At 50.5% G+C, this 25,609-nt stretch carries 20 protein-coding genes and 1 pseudogene; 4 read left to right on the top strand and 17 right to left on the bottom strand.

The features are described from left to right. Positions 1-5: 5 nt before the first annotated feature. The 6 genes from purF to truA all read right to left on the bottom strand — a co-directional run bounded on the left by purF (position 6) and on the right by truA (position 5,888). Positions 6-1,523 (bottom strand): amidophosphoribosyltransferase, encoded by a 1,518-nt coding sequence (purF, locus tag D0Y50_RS12260; protein ID WP_108568270.1) that lies wholly within the window; start codon positions 1,521-1,523, stop codon positions 6-8. A 14-nt stretch (positions 1,524-1,537) separates the two neighbouring features. After that, positions 1,538-2,026, bottom strand: coding sequence for a CvpA family protein (locus D0Y50_RS12265; protein ID WP_117318771.1), 489 nt, complete (start codon positions 2,024-2,026; stop codon positions 1,538-1,540). A 147-nt stretch (positions 2,027-2,173) separates the two neighbouring features. Beyond that, positions 2,174-2,773: an SPOR domain-containing protein gene (locus tag D0Y50_RS12270; RefSeq protein ID WP_117317207.1), complete on the bottom strand. Its 600-nt coding sequence runs from the start codon at positions 2,771-2,773 to the stop codon at positions 2,174-2,176. A gap of 9 nt (positions 2,774-2,782) precedes the next feature. Beyond that, positions 2,783-4,060, bottom strand: a complete 1,278-nt coding sequence (folC, locus tag D0Y50_RS12275; RefSeq protein WP_117317210.1) for a bifunctional tetrahydrofolate synthase/dihydrofolate synthase — start codon at positions 4,058-4,060, stop codon at positions 2,783-2,785. Positions 4,061-4,097: 37 nt separating this feature from the next. Continuing rightward, positions 4,098-4,943: an acetyl-CoA carboxylase, carboxyltransferase subunit beta gene (gene accD, locus D0Y50_RS12280; protein ID WP_108568273.1), complete on the bottom strand. Its 846-nt coding sequence runs from the start codon at positions 4,941-4,943 to the stop codon at positions 4,098-4,100. 153 nt (positions 4,944-5,096) lie between these two features. Continuing rightward, the gene (gene truA, locus D0Y50_RS12285) at positions 5,097-5,888 is read right to left on the bottom strand and encodes a tRNA pseudouridine(38-40) synthase TruA (RefSeq protein ID WP_108568274.1); all 792 of its coding nucleotides are present in this window, start codon (positions 5,886-5,888) and stop codon (positions 5,097-5,099) included. 371 nt (positions 5,889-6,259) lie between these two features. Here truA and D0Y50_RS12295 point away from each other — a divergent pair, with 371 nt between their 5' ends. Further along, positions 6,260-7,132 (top strand): patatin-like phospholipase family protein, encoded by an 873-nt coding sequence (locus tag D0Y50_RS12295; RefSeq protein ID WP_117317215.1) that lies wholly within the window; start codon positions 6,260-6,262, stop codon positions 7,130-7,132. A gap of 207 nt (positions 7,133-7,339) precedes the next feature. Here D0Y50_RS12295 and D0Y50_RS12300 read toward each other — a convergent pair whose 3' ends face one another. The 5 genes and pseudogenes from D0Y50_RS12300 to fabB form a co-directional block, all read right to left on the bottom strand. Next, entirely contained in the window at positions 7,340-12,448 is a 5,109-nt protein-coding gene (locus D0Y50_RS12300) for a FimV/HubP family polar landmark protein (protein ID WP_117317218.1), read from the bottom strand. Between the two features lie 550 nt (positions 12,449-12,998). After that, a complete protein-coding gene (locus D0Y50_RS12305; protein ID WP_108568277.1) occupies positions 12,999-14,015 on the bottom strand; it encodes an aspartate-semialdehyde dehydrogenase in 1,017 nt (338 codons plus the stop codon). 48 nt (positions 14,016-14,063) lie between these two features. Beyond that, positions 14,064-14,333, bottom strand: a complete 270-nt coding sequence (locus tag D0Y50_RS20055) for a DUF3410 domain-containing protein (protein ID WP_408640698.1) — start codon at positions 14,331-14,333, stop codon at positions 14,064-14,066. Between the two features lie 168 nt (positions 14,334-14,501). Continuing rightward, a pseudogene (locus D0Y50_RS20060) lies at positions 14,502-15,212 on the bottom strand (NAD(P)-dependent oxidoreductase); the annotation flags it as partial. 132 nt (positions 15,213-15,344) lie between these two features. Continuing rightward, positions 15,345-16,559, bottom strand: coding sequence for a beta-ketoacyl-ACP synthase I (gene fabB, locus D0Y50_RS12315; RefSeq protein ID WP_117317222.1), 1,215 nt, complete (start codon positions 16,557-16,559; stop codon positions 15,345-15,347). A gap of 171 nt (positions 16,560-16,730) precedes the next feature. Here fabB and mnmC point away from each other — a divergent pair, with 171 nt between their 5' ends. After that, positions 16,731-18,776 (top strand): bifunctional tRNA (5-methylaminomethyl-2-thiouridine)(34)-methyltransferase MnmD/FAD-dependent 5-carboxymethylaminomethyl-2-thiouridine(34) oxidoreductase MnmC, encoded by a 2,046-nt coding sequence (mnmC, locus tag D0Y50_RS12320; RefSeq protein ID WP_117317224.1) that lies wholly within the window; start codon positions 16,731-16,733, stop codon positions 18,774-18,776. A gap of 114 nt (positions 18,777-18,890) precedes the next feature. Here mnmC and D0Y50_RS12325 read toward each other — a convergent pair whose 3' ends face one another. The 6 genes from D0Y50_RS12325 to D0Y50_RS12350 all read right to left on the bottom strand — a co-directional run bounded on the left by D0Y50_RS12325 (position 18,891) and on the right by D0Y50_RS12350 (position 23,642). Then, the gene (locus tag D0Y50_RS12325) at positions 18,891-19,601 is read right to left on the bottom strand and encodes a FlgO family outer membrane protein (protein ID WP_147318240.1); all 711 of its coding nucleotides are present in this window, start codon (positions 19,599-19,601) and stop codon (positions 18,891-18,893) included. Positions 19,602-19,607: 6 nt separating this feature from the next. Further along, positions 19,608-20,345, bottom strand: a complete 738-nt coding sequence (locus D0Y50_RS12330) for a FlgO family outer membrane protein (RefSeq protein WP_108568282.1) — start codon at positions 20,343-20,345, stop codon at positions 19,608-19,610. 6 nt (positions 20,346-20,351) lie between these two features. Further along, a complete protein-coding gene (locus D0Y50_RS12335; RefSeq protein ID WP_170145504.1) occupies positions 20,352-21,014 on the bottom strand; it encodes a FlgO family outer membrane protein in 663 nt (220 codons plus the stop codon). A gap of 579 nt (positions 21,015-21,593) precedes the next feature. Next, positions 21,594-21,896, bottom strand: a complete 303-nt coding sequence (locus D0Y50_RS12340) for a YfcL family protein (RefSeq protein WP_108568283.1) — start codon at positions 21,894-21,896, stop codon at positions 21,594-21,596. Positions 21,897-21,909: 13 nt separating this feature from the next. Then, positions 21,910-23,043, bottom strand: a complete 1,134-nt coding sequence (locus tag D0Y50_RS12345) for an ATP-NAD kinase family protein (protein ID WP_108568284.1) — start codon at positions 23,041-23,043, stop codon at positions 21,910-21,912. Then, complete coding sequence (locus D0Y50_RS12350) at positions 23,040-23,642, bottom strand: elongation factor P hydroxylase (protein ID WP_108568285.1); 603 nt, start codon at positions 23,640-23,642, stop codon at positions 23,040-23,042. Before D0Y50_RS12350 ends, D0Y50_RS12345 begins: the two co-directional genes overlap by 4 nt. A gap of 323 nt (positions 23,643-23,965) precedes the next feature. On the opposite strand from D0Y50_RS12350, the gene D0Y50_RS12355 reads away from it, so the two are divergent. Further along, positions 23,966-24,403, top strand: coding sequence for an acyl-CoA thioesterase (locus tag D0Y50_RS12355; RefSeq protein ID WP_108568286.1), 438 nt, complete (start codon positions 23,966-23,968; stop codon positions 24,401-24,403). A 601-nt stretch (positions 24,404-25,004) separates the two neighbouring features. Next, positions 25,005-25,565: a type 1 glutamine amidotransferase domain-containing protein gene (locus D0Y50_RS12360; protein ID WP_108568287.1), complete on the top strand. Its 561-nt coding sequence runs from the start codon at positions 25,005-25,007 to the stop codon at positions 25,563-25,565. The last annotated feature ends 44 nt before the right edge of the window (positions 25,566-25,609 follow it).

The following is a 25,609-nucleotide window of genomic DNA, read 5'->3' on the forward strand; positions in this document are numbered from 1 at the left end:
CCGCGTTAGTCGGAATCCATGTTGTGCATTTCAAGGTTCGACAGTTCCGCCTGAAGCACTGGCGCGCGGCTTGATTCACCTCGGGCCAAATCAATTCTTTCCAGGTATTCCTGATCTACATCCCCGGTAATATAATTGCCATCGAATACTGATGTCTCAAACCTCAGGATATCGGGATTTTCTTCGCGCACGGCTTCCACCAAATCAGAGATATCCTGAAAAATAAGGCCATCGGCCTGAATCAGGTCGGCAATCTGTTCAATTTCGCGGCCGTAAGCAATAAGCTCGTTAGCCGAAGGCATATCGATACCATATACGTTAGGAAAACGAATTTCAGGGGCGGCAGAGGCAAAATATACCTTTTTAGCACCGGATTCCCGGGCCATTTCAATAATTTGCCCGGAAGTTGTGCCACGTACGATTGAATCATCTACCAGCAGAACGCTTTTGTCTTTAAATTCAGAGGAAATAGCGTTTAGCTTGCGCCTGACTGACTGCTTACGCATAGTCTGACCTGGCATAATGAAGGTACGGCCAATATAGCGGTTCTTAACAAACCCCTGGCGGTACGGCAGGCCTAAGGTATTGGCTATCTGTAAAGCCACATCCATGGACGTTTCCGGAATAGGGATAACCACATCAATATCCAGGTCGGCCCATTCGCGCGCGATTTTCTCGCCCAGTTTACGTCCCATATTAACCCGCGACGCATATACCGAAACACCATCAATAAAGCTATCAGGGCGGGCAAAGTAAACAAATTCAAACACACATGGTGAGGTCGAAGGTTGTTCAGCACACTGTTGCGTATGCAGTTCGCCTTGTTCAGTGATAAATATCGCCTCACCCGGCGCCACATCACGAATAAAGGTAAAACCTACGGTATCCAACGCAACAGATTCTGAGGCAACCATGTACTCTTCGCCCATTTCGGTAATTCGCTTACCCAATGCGAGCGGGCGAATACCATTAGGGTCGCGAAACGCTACTACGCCCTGCCCGATAATCGCAGCCACGACCGCGTAGGCACCGCGAATTTTTTTATGAACGCTGGTAACTACCTTGAATATGTCTTCCGCGCTAACACTAAGCTCTGTGCAGTTTTGCAACTCGTGGGCAAAAATATTCAGCAGTAACTCAGAATCGGAAGAGGTATTGATGTGACGGCGGGCAATGCGGAACACCTCTTCTTGCAAATCGTGGGAATTGGTCAGGTTGCCATTATGGGCAAACGCAATACCAAAGGGCGAGTTAACATAGAAGGGTTGGGCTTCCGCTGAGCTAGATGAGCCTGCGGTAGGGTAACGTACATGTCCGATACCCATGTTGCCAGATAAGCGCTTCATATGGCGAGTATGGAAAACATCTCTGACCAAGCCATTTGCTTTGCGCAAATTAAACCGGTTTTGCTCTATGGTAATAATACCGGCGGCATCCTGGCCGCGGTGCTGCAACACAGTCAGCCCATCATAAAGTGACTGTGCTACCGGGGTTTTACCGACTATTCCGACAATACCACACATCTGATTTACCTATTTCAAGCGGGAGTTAAAAAACTGGAGCTGCCTTTTACAAATGCAAAAAACCACTCAATAATGATTCCAAATTCCGGAATCAGCACAGACTGTTGCCACCAGGTTGCCGTAGCTGCAGCTGTGAAGGTATCCATAAAAAATAATAGCGCACTGACAATTAATAAGCCGCGCATAGCGCCAAATACTGCGCCCAGCAATCGGTCAGCGCCAGATAGACCCGACGCCTGAACAGCGCGTCCAACAACATGATTAATGAGTCCGCCTAAAATAAGCGTCATAATAAATAAGGTGGCGATAGCTGCGCCATTGCGCAATACATCGTCTTCAATGCGGGTGTAATAGATTGCCAAATCGGCAAAAAACTGGCTGGCAATAAACAGTGCACCAAACCAAACAATCAGTGATATCGCTTCTTTAACAAAACCACGGACCAGGCTTATCAAGGTAGATATCGTAATGATACCCAAAATGGTAATGTCTACCCAGTTCAACACGTTATATCGGCCTATTAGTGCAAGTAGCGCAAACGAGTAACCCTATGGGACCGCGTGCGCCTAAACAGATGGCGCGCATTCTACCGAAAAGCCATATTGATTACCAACCCCAAATAGACTAATTGTTAAGCACACAGACGGCAGTCACTCAACTTTAAATTCAGTAATTTTGCCTTTAAGCCCAGTGACCTCGGTTAGGTGTGGCAATGCTGCTTCAAGCTTTTGTTTATTTAAATCAGGCCCTACAAACACTTTGGTTAATAACCCCGAGCTGGTTCTGATTGGTCGGCTAAAGGCCCGATAGCCAGCGCTTTCCAGTTTGCCAAGAAGTTGTTTCACATTCTTTTGATGGCGAAAACTGCCCAGCTGAACCACCCAGCCGGCATCGTTATCATTTACCTGCTGGCTTACCACTGTGCGCTGGGCCAGATCGTTGGTCTCAGCTTGCTGTTCTGCTTGCACGCTATTAGCCGCTTCAATGTCATTTTGCTCTGACTGCGCGGGCTGGTCATCAACCGGGGTTTCCTTGACGATTTCGAGGGGACGCTGGGCGGCTTTCGCTACTCGGTCAGCCGGGAACGCATCAGGCTCCACAATCGGTTTTTTTTCAGGCGCGGCCGGTACACTCGCAAAATGGGTGGTTTTCGTTTCTTTTTTGCCATCCAGAAAATCAGGTAAAAAAATAACCACCAGGGCAACGGCAATGACGGTTCCAACAAGACGGTTTTGCAAGGCCGAACTCACGTACTGCTCCTATAATGCATTAGTGTCAGCTTCCAGGATAAGCACATCAGCTACCGTAAGAAAAGAGCCAAACACCAGAATAAGATCGTTATCGTTTGCTTCGGCTAATGCGTGTTGATAAGCCGAAGTTACGGTATTGTAACAGCTTGCCTGCGGTTGTTGTGAAATATCCAGTTGGTCGTAAAGGGTCTGGGCAGCAGCCCCTCTAGGGCCGTGCGTGCTACCAAAATACCAACGCGTGTCACCCGGCCTAAAAGCATTGAGTGTGGCGGCAATAGATTTATCTTTGAGCATGCCGGCAACCAGATGCAACTGGTCGAAGGTTTGCTTATCAAGCCAGCTTTGCATGGCCCGCACCGCTTGAGGATTATGCCCCACATCTATCACCACTTGCGGTTCGGTGCGTATTATTTGCATTCGCCCGGGCATACTGGCAGATTTTAACAGCGCGTCGAGATCGGATGGGGACGGTAACCAGTTTAAGCATTCCAACGCGGCCAAAGCTGTAGACACATTTTGTATTGGTATATGCGGTGTGGGTAAATTGCTAAAACGCGCCGCCCTGCCCTGCCAACTCCATAGGCCGTTCTGGGTAAAAGTGAAATCCTGGCCCGCCCATCGCGCGTTTACCTGCCGCTTTTCAACTTCATCTTGTAAACTGACCGGCGGGTCTGTCTCACCGATAACCGCTAGCCCATGACAACGCATTATACCTGCTTTCTCACGGGCGATGGCCTCCCGCGTATCCCCTAACCAATCCTGATGATCCAGGTCAATGGTGGTGATTACCGCCAAATCAGGGTCAATAATATTAGTGGCATCTAAACGGCCGCCCAGCCCCACTTCCAGGATCAACACCTCTACCTTGAAGCGCTGCATCAATAACAATGCTGCCAGGGTGCTAAACTCAAAATAGGTTAGTGTAACATCGGCACGCGTACGCTCTATTTGCTCGAAGGCCTGACAAAATGCGGCCTCATCAGGAGACTCCCCATTTATTCTCACGCGCTCGCGGTAATCCAGCAAGTGAGGTGAACTGTATACGCCGGTGGTCTTGTGCTGCGTTTGACACGCCAGTTCAAGAAACCGACAAGTGGTTCCCTTCCCGTTGGTGCCAGCAACGGTAATGACAGTTTTATCGCTAAAATGCAGGCCCAAATTGTCAGCCACAGCTTTGATACGGTTCAAGCCCATATCAATACTATTGGGATGGATAGATTCCAGGTAGGTAAGCCATTGCGCCAAACTTCGCAAGGGTGGCGCCTTGGTATCACAAGATGTGTTCACGTATTGTCTAACCGCTTGGAGTTACACGCCCACCCTATCAGGTAGGTCGATGTAATTTAACTAACAGGCCATGTAATTTGTCGCGCATTTCGCGGCGATCAACAATCATATCAATGGCGCCTTTTTCAATCAGAAACTCACTGCGCTGAAACCCTTCTGGCAAGGTTTCTCGCACGGTTTGTTCAATAACCCGGGGGCCAGCAAAACCGATTAGCGCCTTAGGCTCTGCTACATTTATATCGCCCAGCATAGCTAAGCTGGCGGAAACACCACCCATAGTAGGGTCGGTAAGAACCGAAATATAAGGCAGGTTCTTTTCGCGCATTTTTGCCAGTGCGGCAGAGGTTTTGGCCATTTGCATGAGGGACATTAAAGCTTCCTGCATGCGCGCACCGCCGCTGGCTGAAAAGCAAATAAGCGGCATGTTGTGCTCCAGACAAGCATTTACCGCCGCAACAAAACGTGCGCCCACCACAGAAGCCATCGAGCCACCCATAAAGGCAAACTCGAAACTTACTGCTGCCACTGGCATACCTTTAAGTTTCCCTTTCATAGCAATCAGTGCATCTTTTTCACTGGTGCTTTTTTGGGCCGCAGAAATTCTGTCTTTGTAGCGCTTTGAGTCTTTGAACTTAAGAATATCCTGCGGCTCAAACTCGGCGCCTAACTCTTCGCGGTCGCTCTGGTCTAAAAAGCTATCCAGACGACGACGGGCGCTGATACGCATGTGATGGTCACACTTGGGACACACCTCAAGTTGTTTATCTAAATCGTTTTTATACAGTACGGCCTGACAACTGCCACACTTGGTCCAGATTCCTTCTGGCACATTGCCTTTGGTTGAGGTTTGTGTCCGCGGAAGAATTTTTTGAATCCAGCTCATTAAAGAGAATCCTTTTGCTTGTTAGTTGTGCGGATGCTTAGTTAATGTTTATTAGTGCATCGCCGAAGTTTCAGTACAGCCCGCTATTAGACCACAATACAGAATAATCGAAAAAATAAAACTGGTCTTAGAAGTTAACACTATAGTGGTGGCTTAACTTTCTGGCAAAAATAACGGCCCCAGTGGTCTTTGTGGCAAGTTAAACTGCGTAGGATAGGTCACATCTACCAGGTATAAACCATGTGGCTTCGCTGTTGCTGCCGCCTGGGTTCGGTCTTTACTGTGTAACAGTGTCGCGATCCAGTCAACCGGTTGCTCCTTGGCGCCAATGGCAATCAGCGAGCCCACAATATTACGTACCATATGATGCAAAAAGGCGTTAGCGCGGATATCTAAAATAACATACCGCCCTTGGCGATGTACCGACACATCAGTGACTTTTCTGCAAGGCGAGTTTGACTGGCAGTGCGCTGCGCGAAAGGCGCTGAAATCCTGCTCGCCAATAAGGGCCTGAGCTGCCTCATGCATCAATGAAGCATCTAGCGGCTTATAAACATGGGTGACCCCTTTGCCTAAAATAGCCGGCCGCAAGGTGGCGTTATACATAATATAACGATAGCGTCGATGGGTGGCAGAGAAGCGAGCATGAAACTCAGTGGGTACTTCACATGCCCAGTTAACCGCAATAGAGCCCGGCATATTCGTATTAGCACCCATTTCCCATGCTTTTAAAGGCCTGGCGTGCGGCGATTCAAAATGCACAACCTGACCGGTTGCGTGCACCCCGGCATCTGTGCGTCCTGCACACTGTACATTAATTCTGGTGTCAGCTACTTTTGATAGCGCATCTTCTAGAAATTCCTGCACGGTTGTTACCCCGCGTTGACGTTGCCAGCCATAATGCGCCGAGCCGTCATACTCAATGCCTAAGGCATATCGCCACATGTTTTGTTACCTGCGTTAAAAAAATCGGGTAAGTGTAGTCGCACCATCCAACAGATGCAATCTGCCTGGCCGTTACTTTAAATCGGATGGCGGATAAACCGGCAATAGCTATACCCAGCCAGCGCCATAACGACGCGGTAATGTACGCTACACTCCATAGCATGGCCGCATGCTCCTTACATCACGCCCGGGTGCTACAGGTATTGTCCAGGGGGGCACGCCTAGCGGGGCAGGCTTATCGGGGCCAGCCAATTAGCCTCCTGGTAGCTGCTAGGCAGGAGGTCTTCAAATCAACAACTAACGGTGGTTTAACATACGCAAATTATGGCTTCTTGTTCTATGCTCAGTGAACTCACAAGGAGAGTTTTTGTATGCAGCAACCCGCTTTCCCTTCTCATATAGTGCCTATTTTATCTGGTGGCGGCACCCGATTACCTGCCCATATCGGTATACTTCAGGCACTTCATGACCTAAATATCCAATACACCAGCATTGTCGGCGTGTCTGGCGGCTCCATTATTGCTGCGCTAACGGCGAAAGGATTTAGCCTGGCTGAGTTAAAAGCGCTGGCGATTAAAACGGACTTTAAACAATTTGTTGATATATCGCTGTGGCGATTACTTAAACAAGGTGGTTTAGCGTCCGGTGATAAACTTGAGCAGTGGTTGGATACACTGTTGGAAGGAGACACATTCGCTACGCTGGCTTACCCGCTTCATATATTGGCCACCGATGTAAACGGCGGCGGACCGGTATTATTTAATCGGGAAAATACCCCAGATGTGAAAGTTTCACAGGCGGTACGCTCTTCAATGTCAATTCCGCTTATTTTTTCATTCAAAGAATTTGGCGATCAGCTGTTGGTAGACGGCGCGATTTTATCTGAAGATGCGCTTTTTCGAGACTGGCAGCAAGATGGTACACCTTCAGTTTGTTTTCGCTTACGAAGCGAACAGAAAAAAGAAGCGCTGCACCGAAAGGGACGCTTCCCCCTACCCCTATATTTAACCATGCTGACTCGGACATTTATGTCAGCCCTTGCCCGGGAGTATGTGGACTCACGCTTCTGGCACAGTACGATTATAGTTAATACGGGGACTATTTCAGCTGTCGACTTCAAGGCCGGGGAAGACACTAAACTGGCTTTATACGAGCTCGGCTACAATACCGCTTTGGCGTATCTGCCCAAAAAACTGCAATCTCGTGTGGCTTTGCCTGACCAGCCGGTGCATGCTTTGACATAAGGGCTTTACAGGCTAGGATACCTGGCCGGTTAGCTGGGTACTTTTGTTCTACCAGCAGCCCCAAACAAATTTACCGTAAGGGTAACGTTGTTTGGGGCCATTTATAATTCGCCAGTGTGCCCGGCGGAAAGCTATTTAGCCGGTCTAGTTGACTGGGCTAACGGGCGCTATTTACTATCGGTTTGGCCGACGTGTCTAAGCGGTGGCTTAAACCAAGCTTCCTAATAATTCCACGGCTTCTTTCTTTTGCTCCTCGCTGCCCTTTTCAATAACTTCTTCAAGTAGCTCGCGGGCGGAGGGCATATCATCCATTTCCATATATACCCGAGCCAGATCGAGGTTCGCGTTTTGGCCCGCATCTTTATCAATATCGATAATATCGGCGTCATCACTAATACCGCTAAAATCAGATAAGCTCACATCTAAATCTAATGGCATTTCTTCAAACTGGCGATCATCATCCTGCATAGACTCATCAAGCAAGGTTTCAACATCTAAATAATCCGGTTCAGCTGATGGCTCATTGCCACCTACGCTATCTTCTGGCTCATTCAATAAGGCCGCTAAGTCCAGATCAGGATTTGCCAGACGGAAGGCGTCTTCGGCTGCGGTAGGTGACGCCGCCGCGTTATTCTCGGCAGCCGATTCGTTATTTACCGGGGGCTCTGGGAAACCAGAGTCGTCATCCATACTGCCCAGCAAATCGTCAAAATCAGACCCTTCAAGTTCATCCAGAATGTCTTTGTCGGCGGTGCTGTTGCCTGATAGCCACTCATCAAGTCCGGGAACGTCTTCTAGCTCATTGATATCGCCCTCATGGGCGCGAGTACCCGGCACGATACCGTCTTGTTCCTGTTCCAACGAAAAATCTTCGTTATCGTCGAATGATGTAAGAATACTATCGTCAAACGTGTCTTTCGGTGTATTAGTGTCGTTTACCGTATCAGTGATAGAGGGAATATCATCCATTAATTGCTGGTCGAACTCAGCTAAGGCGGCATCCAGCGGATCGATTTGCACCGCGGTATCATCTGTCGCTGGCACTGCTGTGGGGGCCCCACTGCTAAGTAGCGATTCCTCTTCGGCGTCATCCTCCAGTTCAAGTGATGGCTCACCCTCAAAATCGGCTTCACTGAGGGTTTCCGGCAGATGATTCAGTTCTTCAAACAATGCCTCATCGTGAACGGCAGATTCGCTATCACTTTGAGCAGTTGGCTCATCCGCGATATCAGCAGCAGGCTCAGCTTCCTCGACATCATCCAGCAGTGAATCAATACCCTGCTCGGCCAGCGCAGCGTCGGCGGCTGGCTCGGGTTCTGCTGGCTCGGTTTCGTCTTGCTCTTCGGCTGTCGGAGCGTCAGAACCTGATTCTTCCGCGGTTGGCTCGTCTACAGTCAGTTCGTCAGAAAGCACGTTTTCTGTATTATCAGCGTCGCTCGGTGCTGCTGCATCTTCGGCCAGTGTATCTGTAGCGTCGGCAAGATCAGTCTCAGGCTCTGCTTCCTCGACATCATCCAGCAGTGAGTCAATGTCCTGCTCGGCCAGCGTATCGACGGCGGCTGGCTCGGCTTCTGCTGGCTCGGGTTCTGCTGGCTCGGTTTCGTCTTGCTCTTCGGCTATCGGAGCATCAGAACCTGACTCTTCCGCCGCTATATCGTCTACAGCCTGTTCGTCAGAAAGCACGTTTTCTGTATTATCAGCGTCGCTCGGTGTTGCTGCATCCTCGGCCAGTGCTTCTTCAGCATCGGCAAGATTAGCCTCAGGCTCAGCTTCCTCGACATCATCCAGCAGTGAATCAATGTCCTGCTCGGCCAGCGCAGCATCGGCGGCTGGATCGGCTTCTGCTGGCTCGGGTTCTGCTGGCTCGGTTTCGTCTTGCTCTTCGGCTATCGGAGCATCAGAACCTGACTCTTCCGTAGTTATATCGTCTACAGCCAGTTCGTCAGAAAGCACGTTTTCTGTATTATCAGCGTCACTCGGTGCTGCTGCATCTTCGGCCAGTGTATCTGTAGCGTCGGCAAGATCAGTCTCAGGCTCTGCTTCCTCGACATCATCCAGCAGTGAATCAATGTCCTGCTCGGCCAGCGCAGCGTCGGCGGCTGGCTCGGTTTCGTCTTGCTCTTCGGCTGTCGGCGCGTCAGAACCTGATTCTTCCGCCGTTATATCGTCTACAGCCAGTTCGTCAGAAAGCGTGTTGTCTGTATTATCTGCGTCGCTCGGTGTTGCTGCATCCTCGGCCAGTGCATCTGTAGCGTCGGCAAGATCAGTCTCAGGCTCAGCTTCCTCGACATCATCCAGCAGTGAATCAATATCCTGCTCGGCCAGCATTTCATCTGCGGCTGGCTCGGCTTCTGCTGGCTTGGATTCTGCTGGCTCGGTTTCGTCTTGCTCTTCGGCTGTCGGAGCATCAGGACCTGACTCTTCCGTAGTTGGCTCGTCTAAAGCCTGTTCGTCAGAAAGCACGTTTTCTGTATTATCAGCGTCGCTCGGTGTTGTTGACTCATCGGCCAGTGTTTCTTCAGCGTCGGCAAGATCAGCCTCAGGCTCTGCTTCCTCGACATCATCCAGCAGTGAGTCAATGTCCTGCTCGGCCAGCGTATCGACGGCGGCTGGCTCGGCTTCTGCTGGCTTGGGTTCTGCTGGGTCGGAATCTGCTGGGCCGGTTTTGTCTTGCTCTTCGGCTATCGGAGCGTCAGGACCTGACTCTTCCGTAGTTGGCTCGTCTACAGCCTGTTCGTCAGAAAGCACGTTTTCTGTATTATCAGCGTCGCTCGGTGCTGCTGCATCTTCGGCCAGTGTTTCTTCAGCATCGGCAAGATCAGTCTCAGGCTCAGACTCAGCTTCCTCGACATCATCCAGCAGTGAATCAATGTCCTGCTCGGCAAGCTCAGCCTCAGGCTTGGCTTCGTCTGCATTATCGGGCTGCGAGTCGATATCCTGTTCGGCAACCGAAGCATCTAAAGCGGGCTCCCCGGGTGGCTCTGTTGTATCGGTAACCACATTGTCTACCGACTCAGGCGCAGGCATCTCGACGTCGTCTAATAGCTCATCAATATCAATATCCTGGGGCTCGTTTTCGCCCTCATTACCGGTATCTGAAGGGCTAAACGGCTCTACTGGAAATTCATTTATGGGCTGCTCGGCATCAGTTGGGAGCTCGTTACCCGTAATCCCCGCTTCCAGCTCCGCCAACAGGTCATCTGTTAACTCATCTTCAATACTATCTTCAGGCTCTACAGCTGCAACATCGCTCGTTTCACCTAATTCACCATCGTGTTCCAACTCTGCCAATAGTTCATCCGACAATGAATTTAGCTGTGCCTCTTCGTCATCTTGTTCTGCACTTAGCTCAGCAAGCAGTTCGTCGCTTAATGGGTCGTCAAACCCAGTCACCGCCTCGTCACCCTCAGGCAATGCTATGTCGGTAGTGTCGTTCGCAAAATCGTTTTCAGCTTGTAATTGAGCGATAAGTTCGTCGGATAATGGGTCGGCAAAGTTCTCGGAAGTGTCTATCTCATTGAGTTCGCTTTCTTCCAACTCCATATCTTCGATGTCGTCAACCAAGCCATCAAGGCTTTGAATTCCCTGCGGCGATCCTTGTCCGAAAAATGCTTGCTCTTCCTCTTCAAGCTCTTCCGCCGTGGGTAAGCCTCCCATCTGTTCAAGCTGGTCAATTTCTTCCAGAATACCGTCGGCAAGACGGTCAAGTTCAGCGTTTTGCTGATTAATTTCGCTGTCTAACTTACCCAGCATAGTTTCATCCACGACGTCATTGTCTTTGGCGAAACTATTTTTTGCTTTTTCCTGCTCGGCTTCCAGTAAGTCATCAATACTGATTTCTGGTTGCTCCTCACCGTCATCAGCAATACCTGCCATGGTAGGCAGTGCATTTTCCTGTGCGTCAGATACAGGAGCCGATTCTTCGGGTGCAGTAGACGCATCATCAGTGACGACCGTAAAATCATCTTCCGACACCGGCGGTTGATTCTCTGCCAACAATTCATCAATGGTTTTATCATCATCGGGCACGACTTCGTCTTCTTCAGCCGTACTACCTGTATCATCGTCCGCTAAATCAATCCCCTCTAAAGCACTGTCGTCTAAAGCTTCGTCGTCTAAAGAAGTATCGTCTAACTCGTCATCAAATAGACTATCAAGGTCATCCTGACCAAGTTCCGACTCGCCGTCTTCAAATATTTGTTCGCTGTCATCGGGCACCAGCATATCGTCGTCAAGGTCAGAAAAACTGTCCAGCTCGGAGTCGAGGGTGTCTTCCAGTTCGCTGGAAAGCACGTCATCCAGCAGTTCATCATCGTTAAACAACTCATCGTCGGTCAACTCAGGGGTATCGTCCTCTAAGTCCGGACTCATACTGGTAGCCCGATCATCGATATCAATATCGCTGGCGACTGCTGGGGCGGGTTCGCTTTGCGGGGCAAGCGCTTCTGGTTCGGCATTACGCTTTCTCAATAGCCACGCTGCCAAACCACCCGCCAATAGCAGGGTCAGTATACCCGAGCCGATAATCAGGCTGGCTGGCTGGGTTAATGTGCTCGATAAACTATTATTTTTTTCGGCGGTACGCTCTGCCTGCTCCTGCTTGACCATATCCAGCAATTGACGCTGCAAAGCCAGTTGCTCATCCATTTGGCTTTGGACATCACCTTCCACTTGCTGACGCAAGTTCATCAGGTCTGTATTGACCTGTTCTACCCGCTTATAGAGTTTGCGATTTTCATCCAACAGAGCTTGTACATTATCCAGCGAGGAAGAGAACTGCTGGCGCAGCTCATCGAACTGGCGAACCTGTTGTTCATCCAAACGGGTGATTTTTTGTTCTATTGCGCTGCGGGTGTCGGATAGGTCGGCACGATTCACCAAGGGTTCGGCCGGCTTAATATTATTATTTGTAGTGGAGGGTTGTTTAAGCAACTCGGCGTAGCGGGCATCGTCACGGTCAGCTCGCGCCTGCGCTTGTGCTTTGTTTACGCGAGCGGTATAGCGTTGGGATGGCAGGCGAAGGGTAGCACCCTGCACCAGCAAATTAAGGTTATCTTGTTCAAACGCATTGGGGTTTAATTCATAAATGGCCAGCATTACCTGATATACCGACACACTTTTATCTTGCCGGTACCGATCAGCAATGCGCCACAATGTATCCTGTTCATCGATCGGCCCGTACACCGCGCCAGAGTATTGACTGGTAGCATTTTTAGGGCCACGCAGCTGAGTCTGCCGCTCTTGGGCACCTGCGTCGGTAACAGGATAAGCACTTAGTAGTAAAAGTACCAACAAACCCGTTAAATGCGATTTCATAGCGTTCCTATATGCCCTTAAGTGTCATCAAATGGATGACCAGGTGTAAATCAGAATAGTCACCGGCAATGGTGATGTTGCGATAAGACGCCTTCTCTATTCTGTTATTGTTATTATCGTAATACGTACTATTGCCGGTCGGTTTCAACGAAGCGTTCTACAATGGTAATCAAGTAGGACGTGGCTGCCGGGTGACAAGTTTCTGACGCGATTGATATAAACTATGGAATAAACACCCACTTATGCAAACTTTAATCCAGTTTTGTGTTAAATACCTGCCGTAATCTCGTCTATCGGGTGTCTTTCACCGCGTTGGTAATAAAGCCCTTACACGCCCTACACGCTGTTTCCCGCTTACCCTGGTTTTGCTGATTACCTTGCCTGATATTTTTTGACGCCTGTAATAATAAACTATAAACCAGAGCCGCCCAGCAATCTAGCCAGGATAAGAAAAACCGACAATATTAGTAAGTTAGCCGTAACTGCTGGCTACTTTATCGGCGGCCGGTTAAATTTATTTAGTTCGGCCGCCGTATTTTAAGCCTATCGCTTAAAGGTAATCACGCACCAGTGTTTCGGCTATTTGAACACTGTTAGTGGCGGCGCCCTTACGAATATTATCCGACACGATCCACATATTCAGGCCGTTAGGGTGGGTAATATCATTGCGGACCCGTCCTACATGCACCCAGTTGTTGCCACTGGCACTGGATACCTGGGTTGGGAAAGCGGCGGGGGTATCGTACAGTTTTACGCCTTCAGCCTGTTCCAGCAGGGTTTTCGCGTGTTCTGCTTCAATAGGCATGCGGGTTTCGATGTGCACCGCTTCACCGTGACCGTAGAATACTGGTACACGTACAGCCGTAGCATTTACTAAGATAGTATTGTCGCCCATAATTTTTTGTGTTTCCCACACCATTTTCATTTCTTCTTTGGTGTAGTCATTGTCCATAAATTCATCAATTTGTGGGATGGCGTTAAAGGCGATCTGGCGGCTAAACGCCTCCGGTTCTACCGGCCGGGCGTTAAGCAGGCCCGCAGTTTGTTTCGCTAACTCTTCCATGGCCGCTTTACCAGCGCCTGAAACCGACTGGTAGGTTGCTACGTTGATCCGTTCAATGCCCACTTCGTCATGGATAGCCTTCAGTGCCACCAACATCTGTATAGTTGAACAATTAGGATTGGCGATAATATTCCGGTTGCGAAATTCTGCCAGAGCATGGGCGTTGACTTCCGGTACCACAAGAGGGATATCGGGCTCATAGCGAAACTGTGATGTGTTATCAATAACTATACAGCCAGCCTCGGCGGCTATCGGCGCATAAATGGCTGACACGCTTCCCCCGGCCGAGAAAAAACCAAATTGCACCTGACTAAAATCGAAGCCTTCTGCATTAAGTACTTCAATATCTTCACCTTTAAAGCTTACGGTGCCACCGGCTGAGCGCTCACTGGCCAGCGGATATAGGTTATTTACCGGGAAGTTCCGCTCTTCCAGCATTTCGATCATGGCCTGGCCCACCAGGCCAGTAGCGCCTAATACGGCAACATCAAAAGCTTGTGACATAGATTTTCACTCTCCTATTTAAATGATAACGGCGACAACCAGATGTCGCTAAATGGTTTCTAAGATAAAACCCAAACCGGTTAACTGACGCAAAATACCTTCTGACACCATCCCGGACAAGCGCAGTGTATAAGCATTAAACTCACGCCGCACCCGATAGGCTTTTCTGAACTCGGCAAACTGGTTCGATTTTGCCATCATCTGACGGAAAAGCCCATCATCCTCACGTACATCGTAAATACTCAATAATAAACGACTTAACTGCGAATAACTGAGCGCTTCTACTGAGGGATCTTCTGGCGTAAAGTCTATTGGCAACGGAGCGGCCAGAAAATCCTCTAATTCTAGTTCGCTGGGCCGGTTCGCATGTGCGCAAAATGCATCGTATACCATTTGTGTACCGCGCAGTTTACCTTCAATGGAATGCCCGGCTATATGTCCGGTAGACAACCATATATTGTCTACTACCTGCGGGTTAATGGCCGGTTCATGCATGTACACATCCAGTACTACGGTGGGCGCATCTGGCTGCTGTAAACGTTGAATCAACGCGGTTTCTTCAATCACTTCCCCCCGACAGGCGTTAATTAATAACTGGTCCTCGCCAAGCAACGCTAAATTACCCGCGTTGAGCAGGTTTTCAGTGGCATGGCTACCTGAGCGGGTAAAGGGTACATGCAAAGACACCACATCACATTGCAAAGCCTCGTCTACGTCCACAAACGCTCTGCTATCACCTGCCTGCTGACGTAAAGGATCATTCAATACGTAGCTGATATTCAAGGCGTGCAGTAAACGTGATAGCGCAGTACCTACATGCCCCGCCCCGATAATGCCCACCGTAATACGGCTTAAATCTAGCTGGCGGTGAAGGTAGCTGTTGAGCAATACACTCACCACATACTCAGCCACAGCCACAGCGTTACAGCCGCCGGCGTCCTGCCAGGCGAAGCCGCGCTGGTTAAGATATTCAATATCCATATGGTTTGTACCGGCAGTCGCTGTCGCCACCATTTTGAGGCGCGGGGCCTGGCTCAATAAGGTTTCGTTTACCACCGTGGTGGAACGGACCGCAAGATAGTCGCAATCCTGCAAATCTGTTGCACTTAGCGAGCCTGTCGCAAACGCCTGAGCCGAGCCAAGCTGGCTAAAGTAGTCTGCGCCATGAGGGATACTGTTTTCGTATAAGATTTTCATAAGTCACTTTTCCAACCGAAAAATTATCAGCCAGCAATTTTACCGCCGGGGTAAAACAGGATAACACTGGCTTTGCAGATAAAAAAACAGCGCCATCAGGCGCTGTTTTTTTATCTTTGAATAGCGGCTTCGTTACTTATCGTAGCGCTGCATTACCAAAGTGGCGTTAGTACCGCCGAAACCAAAGCTATTAGACATCACTGTATTCAATCGGGCTTCGCGGGTTTGAGTTACCACATCTAGTCCCTGCGCTTGCTCATCCAGCTCATCTATGTTGATAGAGGGTGAAATGAAATTATGTTGCATCATCAGTAGGCTGTAAATAGCCTCGTTAACCCCGGCGGCACCTAACGCATGGCCCGTCAGCGATTTGGTAGCACTAATGGGTACACCGGTATCGCCAAAGACTTCGCGTATGGCCCCCAGCTCTTTTACATCCCCTACCGGGGTAGAGGTGCCATGAGTGTTGAGATAATCAATTGGCCCTTCCACGTTAGCCATAGCCATCCGCATGCAGCGCGCTGCACCTTCGCCGGAGGGAGCTACCATGTCAAACCCGTCAGAGGTCGCACCATAGCCTACCACTTCACCATAAATGGTCGCTCCGCGAGCTAGCGCGTGCTCAAGTTCTTCTACCACAACCATGCCACCGCCACCAGAGCTGACAAAGCCATCACGGCCCGCATCGTAAGTACGCGATGCCACAGCTGGGTTATCGTTGTATTTGGTAGACAAGGCGCCCATTGCATCAAACTGGCTTGATAGGGACCAATGCAGCTCTTCACCGCCACCCGCAAACACCACGTCCTGTTTGCCCAGTTGAATCAACTCCAGAGCGTTACCAATACAATGTGCACTGGTAGCACAGGCAGAAGCAATGGAATAATTCACACCACGAATTTTGAACGGTGTGGCCAGACAGGCTGAAACAGTGGATGCCATGCAACGTGGCACCATATAGGGGCCTACCCGTTTCACGCCTTTTTCCCGCAGGATATCAGCAGAAAGTACCTGATTTTCAGACGATGCACCGCCGGAACCGGCAATAATACCTGTGCGCTCGTTAGAAATGTCACTTTTCTGCAAGCCTGAATCTGCGATGGCTTGTTGCATTGCAATGTAAGCGTACGCTGCCGCATCGCCCATAAAGCGCATCGCTTTACGGTCAATATGGTCTTTAAGGTCAATGTTAACATTGCCCCACACCTGGCTACGCAAACCCATTTGCGCAAACTGTTCAGAAAATGTAATACCTGACTTACCTGCTTTTAGTGAAGCAAGTACGTCGTCTTTATTCGTACCGATACTTGAAACAATCCCAAGACCGGTGATAACTGCTCTTCTCATAATCTACCCTTTATTTTGCTGGGGCATATGGTAACGATTTCGGTTAACAAAGTGGTCTGCTCTTTTACCTATTGTTTACCAAATCGCCAGCGAACGTCCAAACAACTATCCTCACTGTACCATGCGCGATATGATCATGCAGTCAAATCACCACAAGGTAGGATAGATTGCGTGAAAACCCGCCACGCCAAAGTACATTTTAATGAACAGGGCACCCCGATTGCCGATGATTTCGATGACGTTTATTTTTCTAACGACAGCGGAATAGATGAAACCCTGCATGTGTTTATTGCCGGTAATGATCTACCTCAGCGTTGGCTTGAGCACAATCAAAAACATTTTGTTATCGCCGAGACCGGCTTAGGCACCGGCTTGAATTGCCTGGTTGCCATGCAGGCATTCGCCCACTTCAGACAACAAAATCCGACACACGTTCTTAAACAGTTATTTATTCTTACTACAGAAATGTTTCCACTAACGCGTGAAGACCTGAAGCAAGCACTGGCGCGGTTTGAACCCCTGAGTGAGGCCGCCGGGTTATTGGCAGAGCAGTATCCGGTTAACCTGGATGGCTGCCATCGGCTTTGCTTCGACCGCTATTCTACCGTGTTAGATATTTGGCTGGGTGACGTACATAGCCTGCTAGGCCAATGGCATTGCCCGGCTGATGGGTTAGTCGATGCCTGGTTCCTGGATGGCTTTGCCCCGAGCAAAAACCCGCAAATGTGGACAGCAGCCCTGTTTAGTCAAATGGCCAGATTAACCCGTACGGGCGGTACACTGGCCACATTTACCGTAGCCGGGGTGGTAAAACGTGGCCTACGCGAGGCTGGATTTACCATTTCCAAACGGCCCGGTTTTGGCCGCAAGCGCGACATGCTTAGTGGCGTTTATTTACACGATAAGCATAGCGATAGTAAGGCCTTCCCGATAGAGAATCCGTATTATCGCTATACCCAGTCCGCCCTGCAGCCCACCCAGCAGGTGGCCATTGTAGGTGGCGGTCTGGCCGGGGCCACAATGGCGTTGGCGCTGACCCGGCGCGGGCTGAATGTTACCTTAATAACCCCAAAGGCCGAACTGGCAGATGGTGCTTCGGGTAATCCGCAGGGGGGCTTTTATCCGCAGTTGCATGCACAGCCCAGCCGGCCAAGTAATATTCAGGCTCACAGCTTCTTGTTTGCCCGCCGTTATTACCAGGAAATACTTGACCAGGGGGCCACATTTGCCCACGACTGGTGTGGCGTTTTACTGCTGGATTTTAATGCAAATGTTGCCGCGCGGCATCAGGCGTTGCTGCATAATGGCGCCTGGCCGAGCGAATTAATCAGTGGTGTATCGCAAACACAGGCCAGCACCATTGCAGGGCTGCCCGTTCCTACCGGCGCGTTGTATTGTAAATCTGGTGGCTGGCTAAGCCCCCCTGAGCTGGTTCAGGCAATGGTAACACTGGCCAGTCGCGAAGGCCGCTTAACGGTAATGCATGACACCAGGGTAACCGCAATATCCCAGGCAAACGAGCATGAGCAAACTGGTCGGGCTAACCACGTTACCCTAACCACCAATAAGGGCGTAATCCAGGTGGATCACGCTATTTTGTGCACCGGTGCTGATAGCCACCACCTGGGCCTTGAGCGTTTTTTGCCTTTACGCGCAGTGCGCGGCCAGGTGGAGTCGATTAAGTCAACCGGGGCGCTACGTAGCTTGCAAACTGTGCTGTGCCATAAGGGCTACCTGACGCCGGCATGGCATGGTCGCCACGCGATGGGCTCAACCTATGTAAAAGGCGATACGGATACCGCAGTAAGGCCATCCGAGAGCACCCAAAATCAACAGTTACATCAACTCACATTGGCCCACGCTGACTGGCATCATCTACTGCGCAGTGACGGTACGGCGCGCGCAGCTATACGATTAGGATTACCTGACCATTTGCCAGCTGCTGGGGCGCTGCCATTGCCACTGGATGACTGTGCACGCTGGCACGCGCTGAGTAAAGGTGTGGGGTTGTCAAAGGTGCCCAAGCCGCCAGCCCAGGCGGTACATGTACTGACAGGGCTGGGCTCCAGAGGGCTTACTACGGCCCCGCTTATGGCCGAGATACTAGCAAGTCAGCTATGTGGGGAGCCCTTACCTATGGCAAATGAGCTATTGAACAGCGTTAATCCGCAGCGCTTTGTGGTACGCCAGTGTATTCGCAGCGAGTCGTCAGCATAAGGGTTAACGCTTAGGTGCGGCCGGCTTGCCATGCAGGTATGAACTGCGCAAAAAGCACAAAAAATGTGAAAAGTGCCTTACCACGGGTATATAAAAAGGAATTGGCTATACCCGTCAATCCGCACTCGCCGTTTGATTAAGGCTGGTCACCATAAATGCCGGTAACTGAATAGTTGAGGCAGCAATAAGCTGGCCTGTGTCCAGGGCGATAATTCTGGCGTTAACCCGCACCCCTCGAGGCGTTTCAACCATAGTGCCGGTGACCACGTGGTCCATCGTCATGGTAGCGTCCTTGCTGGAACGGCTAAAAGCCAAATCGCCACGCGCGGTAACCTGTACCTGTGAGTTAACTTTAAAGTCCACCACTGACAATCCATATTCTTGCAATTCCGCCATTAAATACTCTGCAAGCTGGTTCCCCAGTACGGTCGTTTCCTGAAGCGACGCATTTAACCTGACAAAGCTGGCCACCCCGATGCGCGCGGTACTCACCTGTGCGGCTTTGTCCATTAAACCCATTGCTAACTGGTCGGCATATTCATGCAGAGACTTGTGAGTTTGGTCAGCATAGAAGCCGGTACGCAATGGATCCTGATACTGATAGATGGCCGGCTGGGCCGGCGGGTTCTGTAAATCACGGCTATCGGGGCGATAACCCAGACCCGAGGCCGCCGCCGGCTTGATAACCGGGTCCGCAGTGCTGGTATCCCACCGCGCATCATACTGTGCAGGGTCGTCGGCGTCCTCGCTCAGCAGCGCACAGCCCGATACCGCCGTTAGCGCCAACAGCATCACTATTTTCCGGTGTGGTATACCTGCCTTCATTCCCGGTTACCCCTTGCTTAGCTTAACGCCATCTTTACTGCCGGCCGGCTGGGCCCCATCACTGGGGATAAGAGCATCGACCACGTAAAAGGGGATAAGCATCTGCGCGCTGGCTACCACCGCCCGCGATTCAATACCTAGAATACGGGCATTTACCATTACCCCACCCTGGTGTTTAGCCATAGTGCCGGTTAACACGTATTCGATAGGTAAACTGCTATTTAAATCCAGATAATCACGGGAGAGTAAGAAGTCGCCATTATTAGTAATGCGGATGTAGTCGGTCGCTTTATAATCAAGAACCGGTATACGAAACTTGTGTAGTTCGTGCATAAAAGATTCCGACATTTGCTGCCCCAGTAAATTGGTATGCTGCAAATCTGAATCCAGCAACGCAAAATGGGTTACCGCCACTGGCGTTTTCGGGCTGACATACTCCATGTTGGAGATCAAATCTTGCGTCAGGTTTTTGACATAGTCACCCACGTGCCGGGTCAGGGGGCGCCCTTTATAGGCGCCTTGTACACTGGAATAGATGCGCGGTTGATCAATAGCCCCGAAACTATCTGGCTGGGCGGGCGCAACCGGTAACGACGCCGTGCGATCGGCGGCACTGATATCCACCACATCCATTGAAGAAGCATTGTCAGCCGCTGCCAGCTGCGCTGCTTCCTCGTTGTTTAGCAGACTGCATCCTGACAACAATAGTACTACCGTGCCAAGTGTAAACAACGGCTTGTTCATTTGCGGTTACCCCTTATTTTCGGTTCTGTACAACCGACCATTTCTGGTTGTGACCTGTTCTTCATTCCAAAACAAGCCAGCCGGAAAAAACCGGGTTGCCGCAGCAACCACATCTTTGGTCCGTACATCAATAATTTTGGCATTTACCATCGCCCCGCCCTGCTGATGCACCAGCGTACCGGTAATATAAAAATCCACCCGGTTAAGCGCAGACAACTGGTCTATCTGACGTGACAATACCCTGTCACTGTTATCACTCATTATTATATCGTTCGTCAGGCGAAACTCTTGAGCGGTAAACCCCCGTTTGGCAGCTTCCGTCACCAAACCTTGCTCTAACTGATGCCCCAGTAACATCAGCGGCTGCTGGTTTTCACTGTTGTGGGCCAGCGTATCTGCCGGCACAAAGCCAGCCACGGCATAGCGGGCATGGCGGGTGGGTGTCATCCCGGCAAAAAGCTCATTTGCCAGCATATATGTTTCGTATTCAGCATTGCCCAACGCCTTCGCTGGCGCTGCTTTGCGCGATTGCTGTGTCGTCTCAGTGGCTAGCATACTGCAACCTGATGTTACGCCGGCTAGCAGAAGGCCCATAGCCAGCCCGCTAGCAAGGCGGCGAGGCATAAAGGTAAGGCGAGGTACAAAGGTAAAAGGTAATAATGTCGACATAAAGGAGCGCCAAAAAAATCTTACTATAGTCAGTTAGGGCAAGAAACGTACCAAGCAAGGTTTATTAGAAAACGTGGTGCTCGCTCCCGGTTTTCAACCCTATCACCGAACAACGGCTCTGCCCCCATAGATTAAAAGATGATGGTCGATAATGAGCAGTATGACCGCGGCGGATGATACGCGGTGTATATAGCCTAAAAGCCTGGTACTGGTGCCCAGCAGGCGCGTATTGCGTCCTGCCGCTATACCCCCAATCGTTCTAGTTTTGCCCCTTAGGCCCTGTATTGGCATGTGTTTAGCCGGCAGATGCCACGAAGGGGCCATACACATGCATGCAACAGAAAGGCTGCAAAATGAAAATAGCCAGGTTACGAAAAAAGCATTTGATTGCCGCCTTTTAGGACAAAATCTGCCGGTAGACATACAAATAAACCTGAACTGTGGGTTTATTTTCTGCTAAGTGAATGATGATTGCCGGCAGGAAGATAAAGGCGAGGCACACTTTTTTGCGTGTGTAGTATGCCTTTGCGCGCAGCTTACTGAGTGATGTAGTTACCCTTAGCGCGGCTGAAGCTAATGTTAACGCTTCGCCTGCGTGACCAGATGCGACCACAACGCCCATACCTTTTGCTGATCATCGGGATCTAATTCATTATTCGCAAACGCGGTATTCAGGCTTTGGGTTACGGCCTCATTTAAGGATTGCAGGCTGGCCTGCGGCTCCATTTCAAGTGGTTTGGAGATGACCGCAAAATGTCCTTGTAAGTAACTGGCGGTAAATAATTCGTCATCATCACCATGGTCAACTACGCTATCTAAAGCTGTTTCGATGTGCTGTGAAGCAACCAGGTAATCGGCCGGCGCCAATGGTGTTGTATGCATAATATAGGTCCTCTTAGTGCGCCGGATACAGGACTTTATCCTGATACCCGGTAATGACTGCTAAACTACCTGCAAATTGCTGGTCTAGTTTTTCATCGCCGCTATCCAACCTGAGGGGGCGGCCCTCCAGTGAATGCAACTTTTGTTTAGTGGCGACAATGAGCAAATCTTGTTTATTTAACTGATGTAAAAAACGCGCGCTAAGCTGCTGATTACCGCGCCCGAATAGATGCCCCTGCCCGCCGATGACGGTGACTACCAGTTTGACCGGTTTTTGCTGCGTAATCTGCAATAGCTGCTGCGCTGTGACATCACTTGCCACCAGCGCGCCGCGATGAACGACATCCACCCCCAGAAGTGTATTGGCAATACCTAATTGCTGCATAATAGCGGCCACGGTAGAACCCGACCCCATGACAAAATAGGTCTCGTCGTCTTCGGTGATTATTTCGCTGACATATGCGGCAATATCATCTAATACCAGCTCTTCGTGCTCCCGACCACCCGTTTTGACCGCTTGAATATATTCAAGCTGATGCGGCACCCGCATTTCGCCATAATGTTGCGCCCTAACGTTACCCTCCCGGAATGCCTGTTCATCGATGTCTTTTACTTCAGCATCAAACTCGCTTACCAGTTCGCCGCGGGCCATCATCCCGGCCACGGTACCGGCCGCCGTGGGGGTAACGGCATAAACGCCTGAATGAATTTTACAGCCAGCGGGTACGCCTAATACCACTGCGCTATCGCCCAGTACCTGACACAAATTTCTGGCGGTACCATCGCCGCCAGCGAACAATAGCAAATCGAGATTACAGGCCGCCAGAGCGCTGGCCGCCTGCTCACTATCAAACGCTTCAGTTTGCAGGGTCGCGGGGGTATACACTATCTCACAGGGTAGCGCGGCAGCAGCGCAGCTTTGCTCACCCATCAGGCCGGCCACTGTAAACACCTGTAAGGCCTGTTTGTCGATATCAATGGCGTTAAGCGCCCTGGTCATCTTCGATATCGCCTCAAGCGAGGCACCCATAGCCAGCGCCTGCTCACGAATCTGTTTTCCATCGCTACCTTTTAGGGCCATGGCTCCGCCAATGCCGGCATAGGGATTTACCAATACACCAAGTCGAAAGGGTCTTGTGGGCGTCATGCGATCTCAGTTAGTAAGATGTTAAGTGAACGTTCAGAAGTGGCAAAGCAGCCTTGCAACGCCTCAATAAATTGTTGTGCGCGGGGCGGAAACTGGCCTGCAATATAGGTGTGCAGCTGTTGCCTGACCGCACGGGTAAAGCCCTCCCGGTCAGGTTGCGCGCCGTCTAAGTTATCAGTACTTACCGTAAATTGGCGTCCGACCGCCAGGGTGAACGCCCACTCAATAGCCTGAGGTTTTACTTCTACCTGTTCAAACGCGCGTTGCTGTTGGCTATCTCTGCCATCGGGGCAATACCAGTAGCCATAATCTTCTAACCGACGGCGCTCGGCTCCTGCAATACACCAATGCGCAATTTCATGAAGCGCGCTGGCAAAGAAACCGTGGGCAAACACAATCCGATGGTAAGCATGGTCCGCGTCCGCAGGCAGGTAGACAGGTTCGTCTGTACCACGTACTAACCGGGTCTTATACGAAGGCTCGAACGTACGGTTGAACAGCCTAATCAACCGGTCTACCTGATACGCCTCCCGGGCGGCGTCATCAAGCTGGCCGGAGGCTACTGGTGTGGGTGTTTTCAGCGTGTGGTTTTCCAACATACAATCTTGTACAGCGTGCTCAGCTAAAATGTCATAGGCGGTGTCGCATTTACCGTAGGATAGCCGAAAGCAACCATTGTTCCAGCCGCCCCATGATCCTGCCTGACCGCATGATTAGGATGCCCGGAAGTCTATCAAACCGGTTGCGCAAAGGCCATCGTCGCGCACCTGTTTGCCACAGATGGCTTGGACACAGTGTGCACAACTTGCGGTAGTGAGCCGAGGCTGCGAATAAACCACGAGGACGGCGACCCGTTATTGCCACTTATGCATGATAATGGTAGAACCAACCCAGATATCAACGATAACGTGGTGACCTAGCGATGCAAAGCTTATCGTGGCTTCATGAACAGCCATATATTGAAAACTGGAAGGTGGAAGACGCGCATATCGACCATTATGGACATGTAAATAACCAGGCTTACCTGGCGCAACTTGAAGCCCTGGCCTGGGCACATACTAATGCTTTGGGGCTCACCTTAGACGATTACCGGCATCTCGACCGTGCCATGGTTATTCGTCGCCATGAGTTAAATTATCATCTCCCCTCCCACCTTGGCGATGAACTGGCTTGTGCCACCTGGATAACCTCATGTGATAACAAACTGTCTTTGACCCGGCAGTTTCAGTTTATTTGTCGGCGCCGCCAACAAACAGTATTTTCAGCTACCACCGGGTTTGTTTGTACCAGCCTGAATAACGGCACGCCCAAGCGGATGCCACCTGTATTTATTCAGGTATACGGGCAGGCGTGTATTTAATAGCTGAAGCCATACTGCTGCGCCGCAATTATAAGGCTCATGAGTATGCTGGCTGACTGCATAACATCTATTCCCAGTAGTGGCCTGGCAGGTAGCTAAAACCTGGCCGCGGCAATGCCCAAGGTTTAGGTTATCTCTGGACGCGGTTTACGTAGCAGTACCGCTTAACCGTTTCAGCTTGTGTGCAATATCAGTAGGCTGCGACGTAATGCGATTACCAGCAATAGCCTGGAGGCTTTGCGCGCCCCTTGCTGCGCCTCTTGCCGAGGGATCTGCGCCCCGCCCTTTCGCGGCGGGGCTTTGAGCAAAGGGGTGCGACAGCGTAATAGCAAAGGACCTTTAGCCTAAGGTAAAAGCAAAGGCTTCGATTGCAGTGGCCAGGCCCGGCAACCTTTACCGGCTACGCGGCTGACAACCGGCGTGGTAGTTACCACGCCCGATTTGCTGGCAATAGAAAAGCGCTCTGATAGCCCTTAAATAATACTCGCTTATGGTTTACCGGCCCCTTAACGCCTGACCAAGATTTAATGTTTGTAAACGATCCTGATTAAGCGAACGGTGCGTACGAAGAGGCACATTGTTAACTTAGGAGAACGTCATAATGGGTGTATTAACAGGTAAAACCGTTGCTATTCTTGCCACCGACGGCTTTGAACAAGTTGAACTGACCGAACCAATGGAAAAGGTAAAGGATGCGGGGGCAGAGGTACATATCGTGTCGCTGGCATCAGGTGAAATTCAAGGGATGCAGCATGCCGATAAAGGCGACAAGTTTCCGGTAGACAAAACGGTAGATGAAGTGTCTGCGGCAGACTACAACGGGTTGATTCTGCCTGGCGGTGTATTGAACCCTGATACATTGCGTGCCAATGCTAAAGCGGTACAGTTTGTTCGTGATTTCTTTGTTCAGCACAAGCCGGTATCAGCTATTTGCCACGGGCCATGGTTGTTGGCCGAAGCTGATGTGTTGAAAGGCCGTACGATTACTTCTTTTGCATCAATCAAGACAGACCTGATGAACGCTGGCGCCAACTGGGTAGACCAGGAAGTGGTAGTGGATCAAGGACTAACGACCAGTCGCGATCCTGATGACCTGGAAGCGTTTTGTAAAAAAGTGGTGGAAGAGCTTCGCGAAGGCAAACACGAAGAACAAACCGCGTAAATTCTCTTTAACTTTAGATAGCCGGGCAGCCGTTGCCCGGCTTT

It is taken from the genome of Salinimonas sediminis, from assembly GCF_003429285.1.
GTDB lineage: Bacteria > Pseudomonadota > Gammaproteobacteria > Enterobacterales > Alteromonadaceae > Alteromonas > Alteromonas indica.

What these genes read in the sequence shown, in the direction of transcription:
- D0Y50_RS12305 (WP_108568277.1), bottom strand. Translation starts at nt 14,015, where the DNA reads ATGTCACAAGCTTTTGATGTTGCCGTATTAGGCGCTACTGGCCTGGTG.
- D0Y50_RS12350 (WP_108568285.1), bottom strand. Translation starts at nt 23,642, where the DNA reads ATGTTGGAAAACCACACGCTGAAAACACCCACACCAGTAGCCTCCGGC.
- purF (WP_108568270.1), bottom strand. Translation starts at nt 1,523, where the DNA reads ATGTGTGGTATTGTCGGAATAGTCGGTAAAACCCCGGTAGCACAGTCA.
- D0Y50_RS12335 (WP_170145504.1), bottom strand. Translation starts at nt 21,014, where the DNA reads ATGTCGACATTATTACCTTTTACCTTTGTACCTCGCCTTACCTTTATG.
- D0Y50_RS12295 (WP_117317215.1), top strand. Translation starts at nt 6,260, where the DNA reads ATGCAGCAACCCGCTTTCCCTTCTCATATAGTGCCTATTTTATCTGGT.
- D0Y50_RS12345 (WP_108568284.1), bottom strand. Translation starts at nt 23,043, where the DNA reads ATGACGCCCACAAGACCCTTTCGACTTGGTGTATTGGTAAATCCCTAT.
- accD (WP_108568273.1), bottom strand. Translation starts at nt 4,943, where the DNA reads ATGAGCTGGATTCAAAAAATTCTTCCGCGGACACAAACCTCAACCAAA.
- D0Y50_RS12300 (WP_117317218.1), bottom strand. Translation starts at nt 12,448, where the DNA reads ATGAAATCGCATTTAACGGGTTTGTTGGTACTTTTACTACTAAGTGCT.
- D0Y50_RS12330 (WP_108568282.1), bottom strand. Translation starts at nt 20,345, where the DNA reads ATGAACAAGCCGTTGTTTACACTTGGCACGGTAGTACTATTGTTGTCA.
- truA (WP_108568274.1), bottom strand. Translation starts at nt 5,888, where the DNA reads ATGTGGCGATATGCCTTAGGCATTGAGTATGACGGCTCGGCGCATTAT.
- fabB (WP_117317222.1), bottom strand. Translation starts at nt 16,559, where the DNA reads ATGAGAAGAGCAGTTATCACCGGTCTTGGGATTGTTTCAAGTATCGGT.
- D0Y50_RS12360 (WP_108568287.1), top strand. Translation starts at nt 25,005, where the DNA reads ATGGGTGTATTAACAGGTAAAACCGTTGCTATTCTTGCCACCGACGGC.
- D0Y50_RS12355 (WP_108568286.1), top strand. Translation starts at nt 23,966, where the DNA reads ATGCAAAGCTTATCGTGGCTTCATGAACAGCCATATATTGAAAACTGG.
- D0Y50_RS12325 (WP_147318240.1), bottom strand. Translation starts at nt 19,601, where the DNA reads ATGAAGGCAGGTATACCACACCGGAAAATAGTGATGCTGTTGGCGCTA.
- D0Y50_RS12340 (WP_108568283.1), bottom strand. Translation starts at nt 21,896, where the DNA reads ATGCATACAACACCATTGGCGCCGGCCGATTACCTGGTTGCTTCACAG.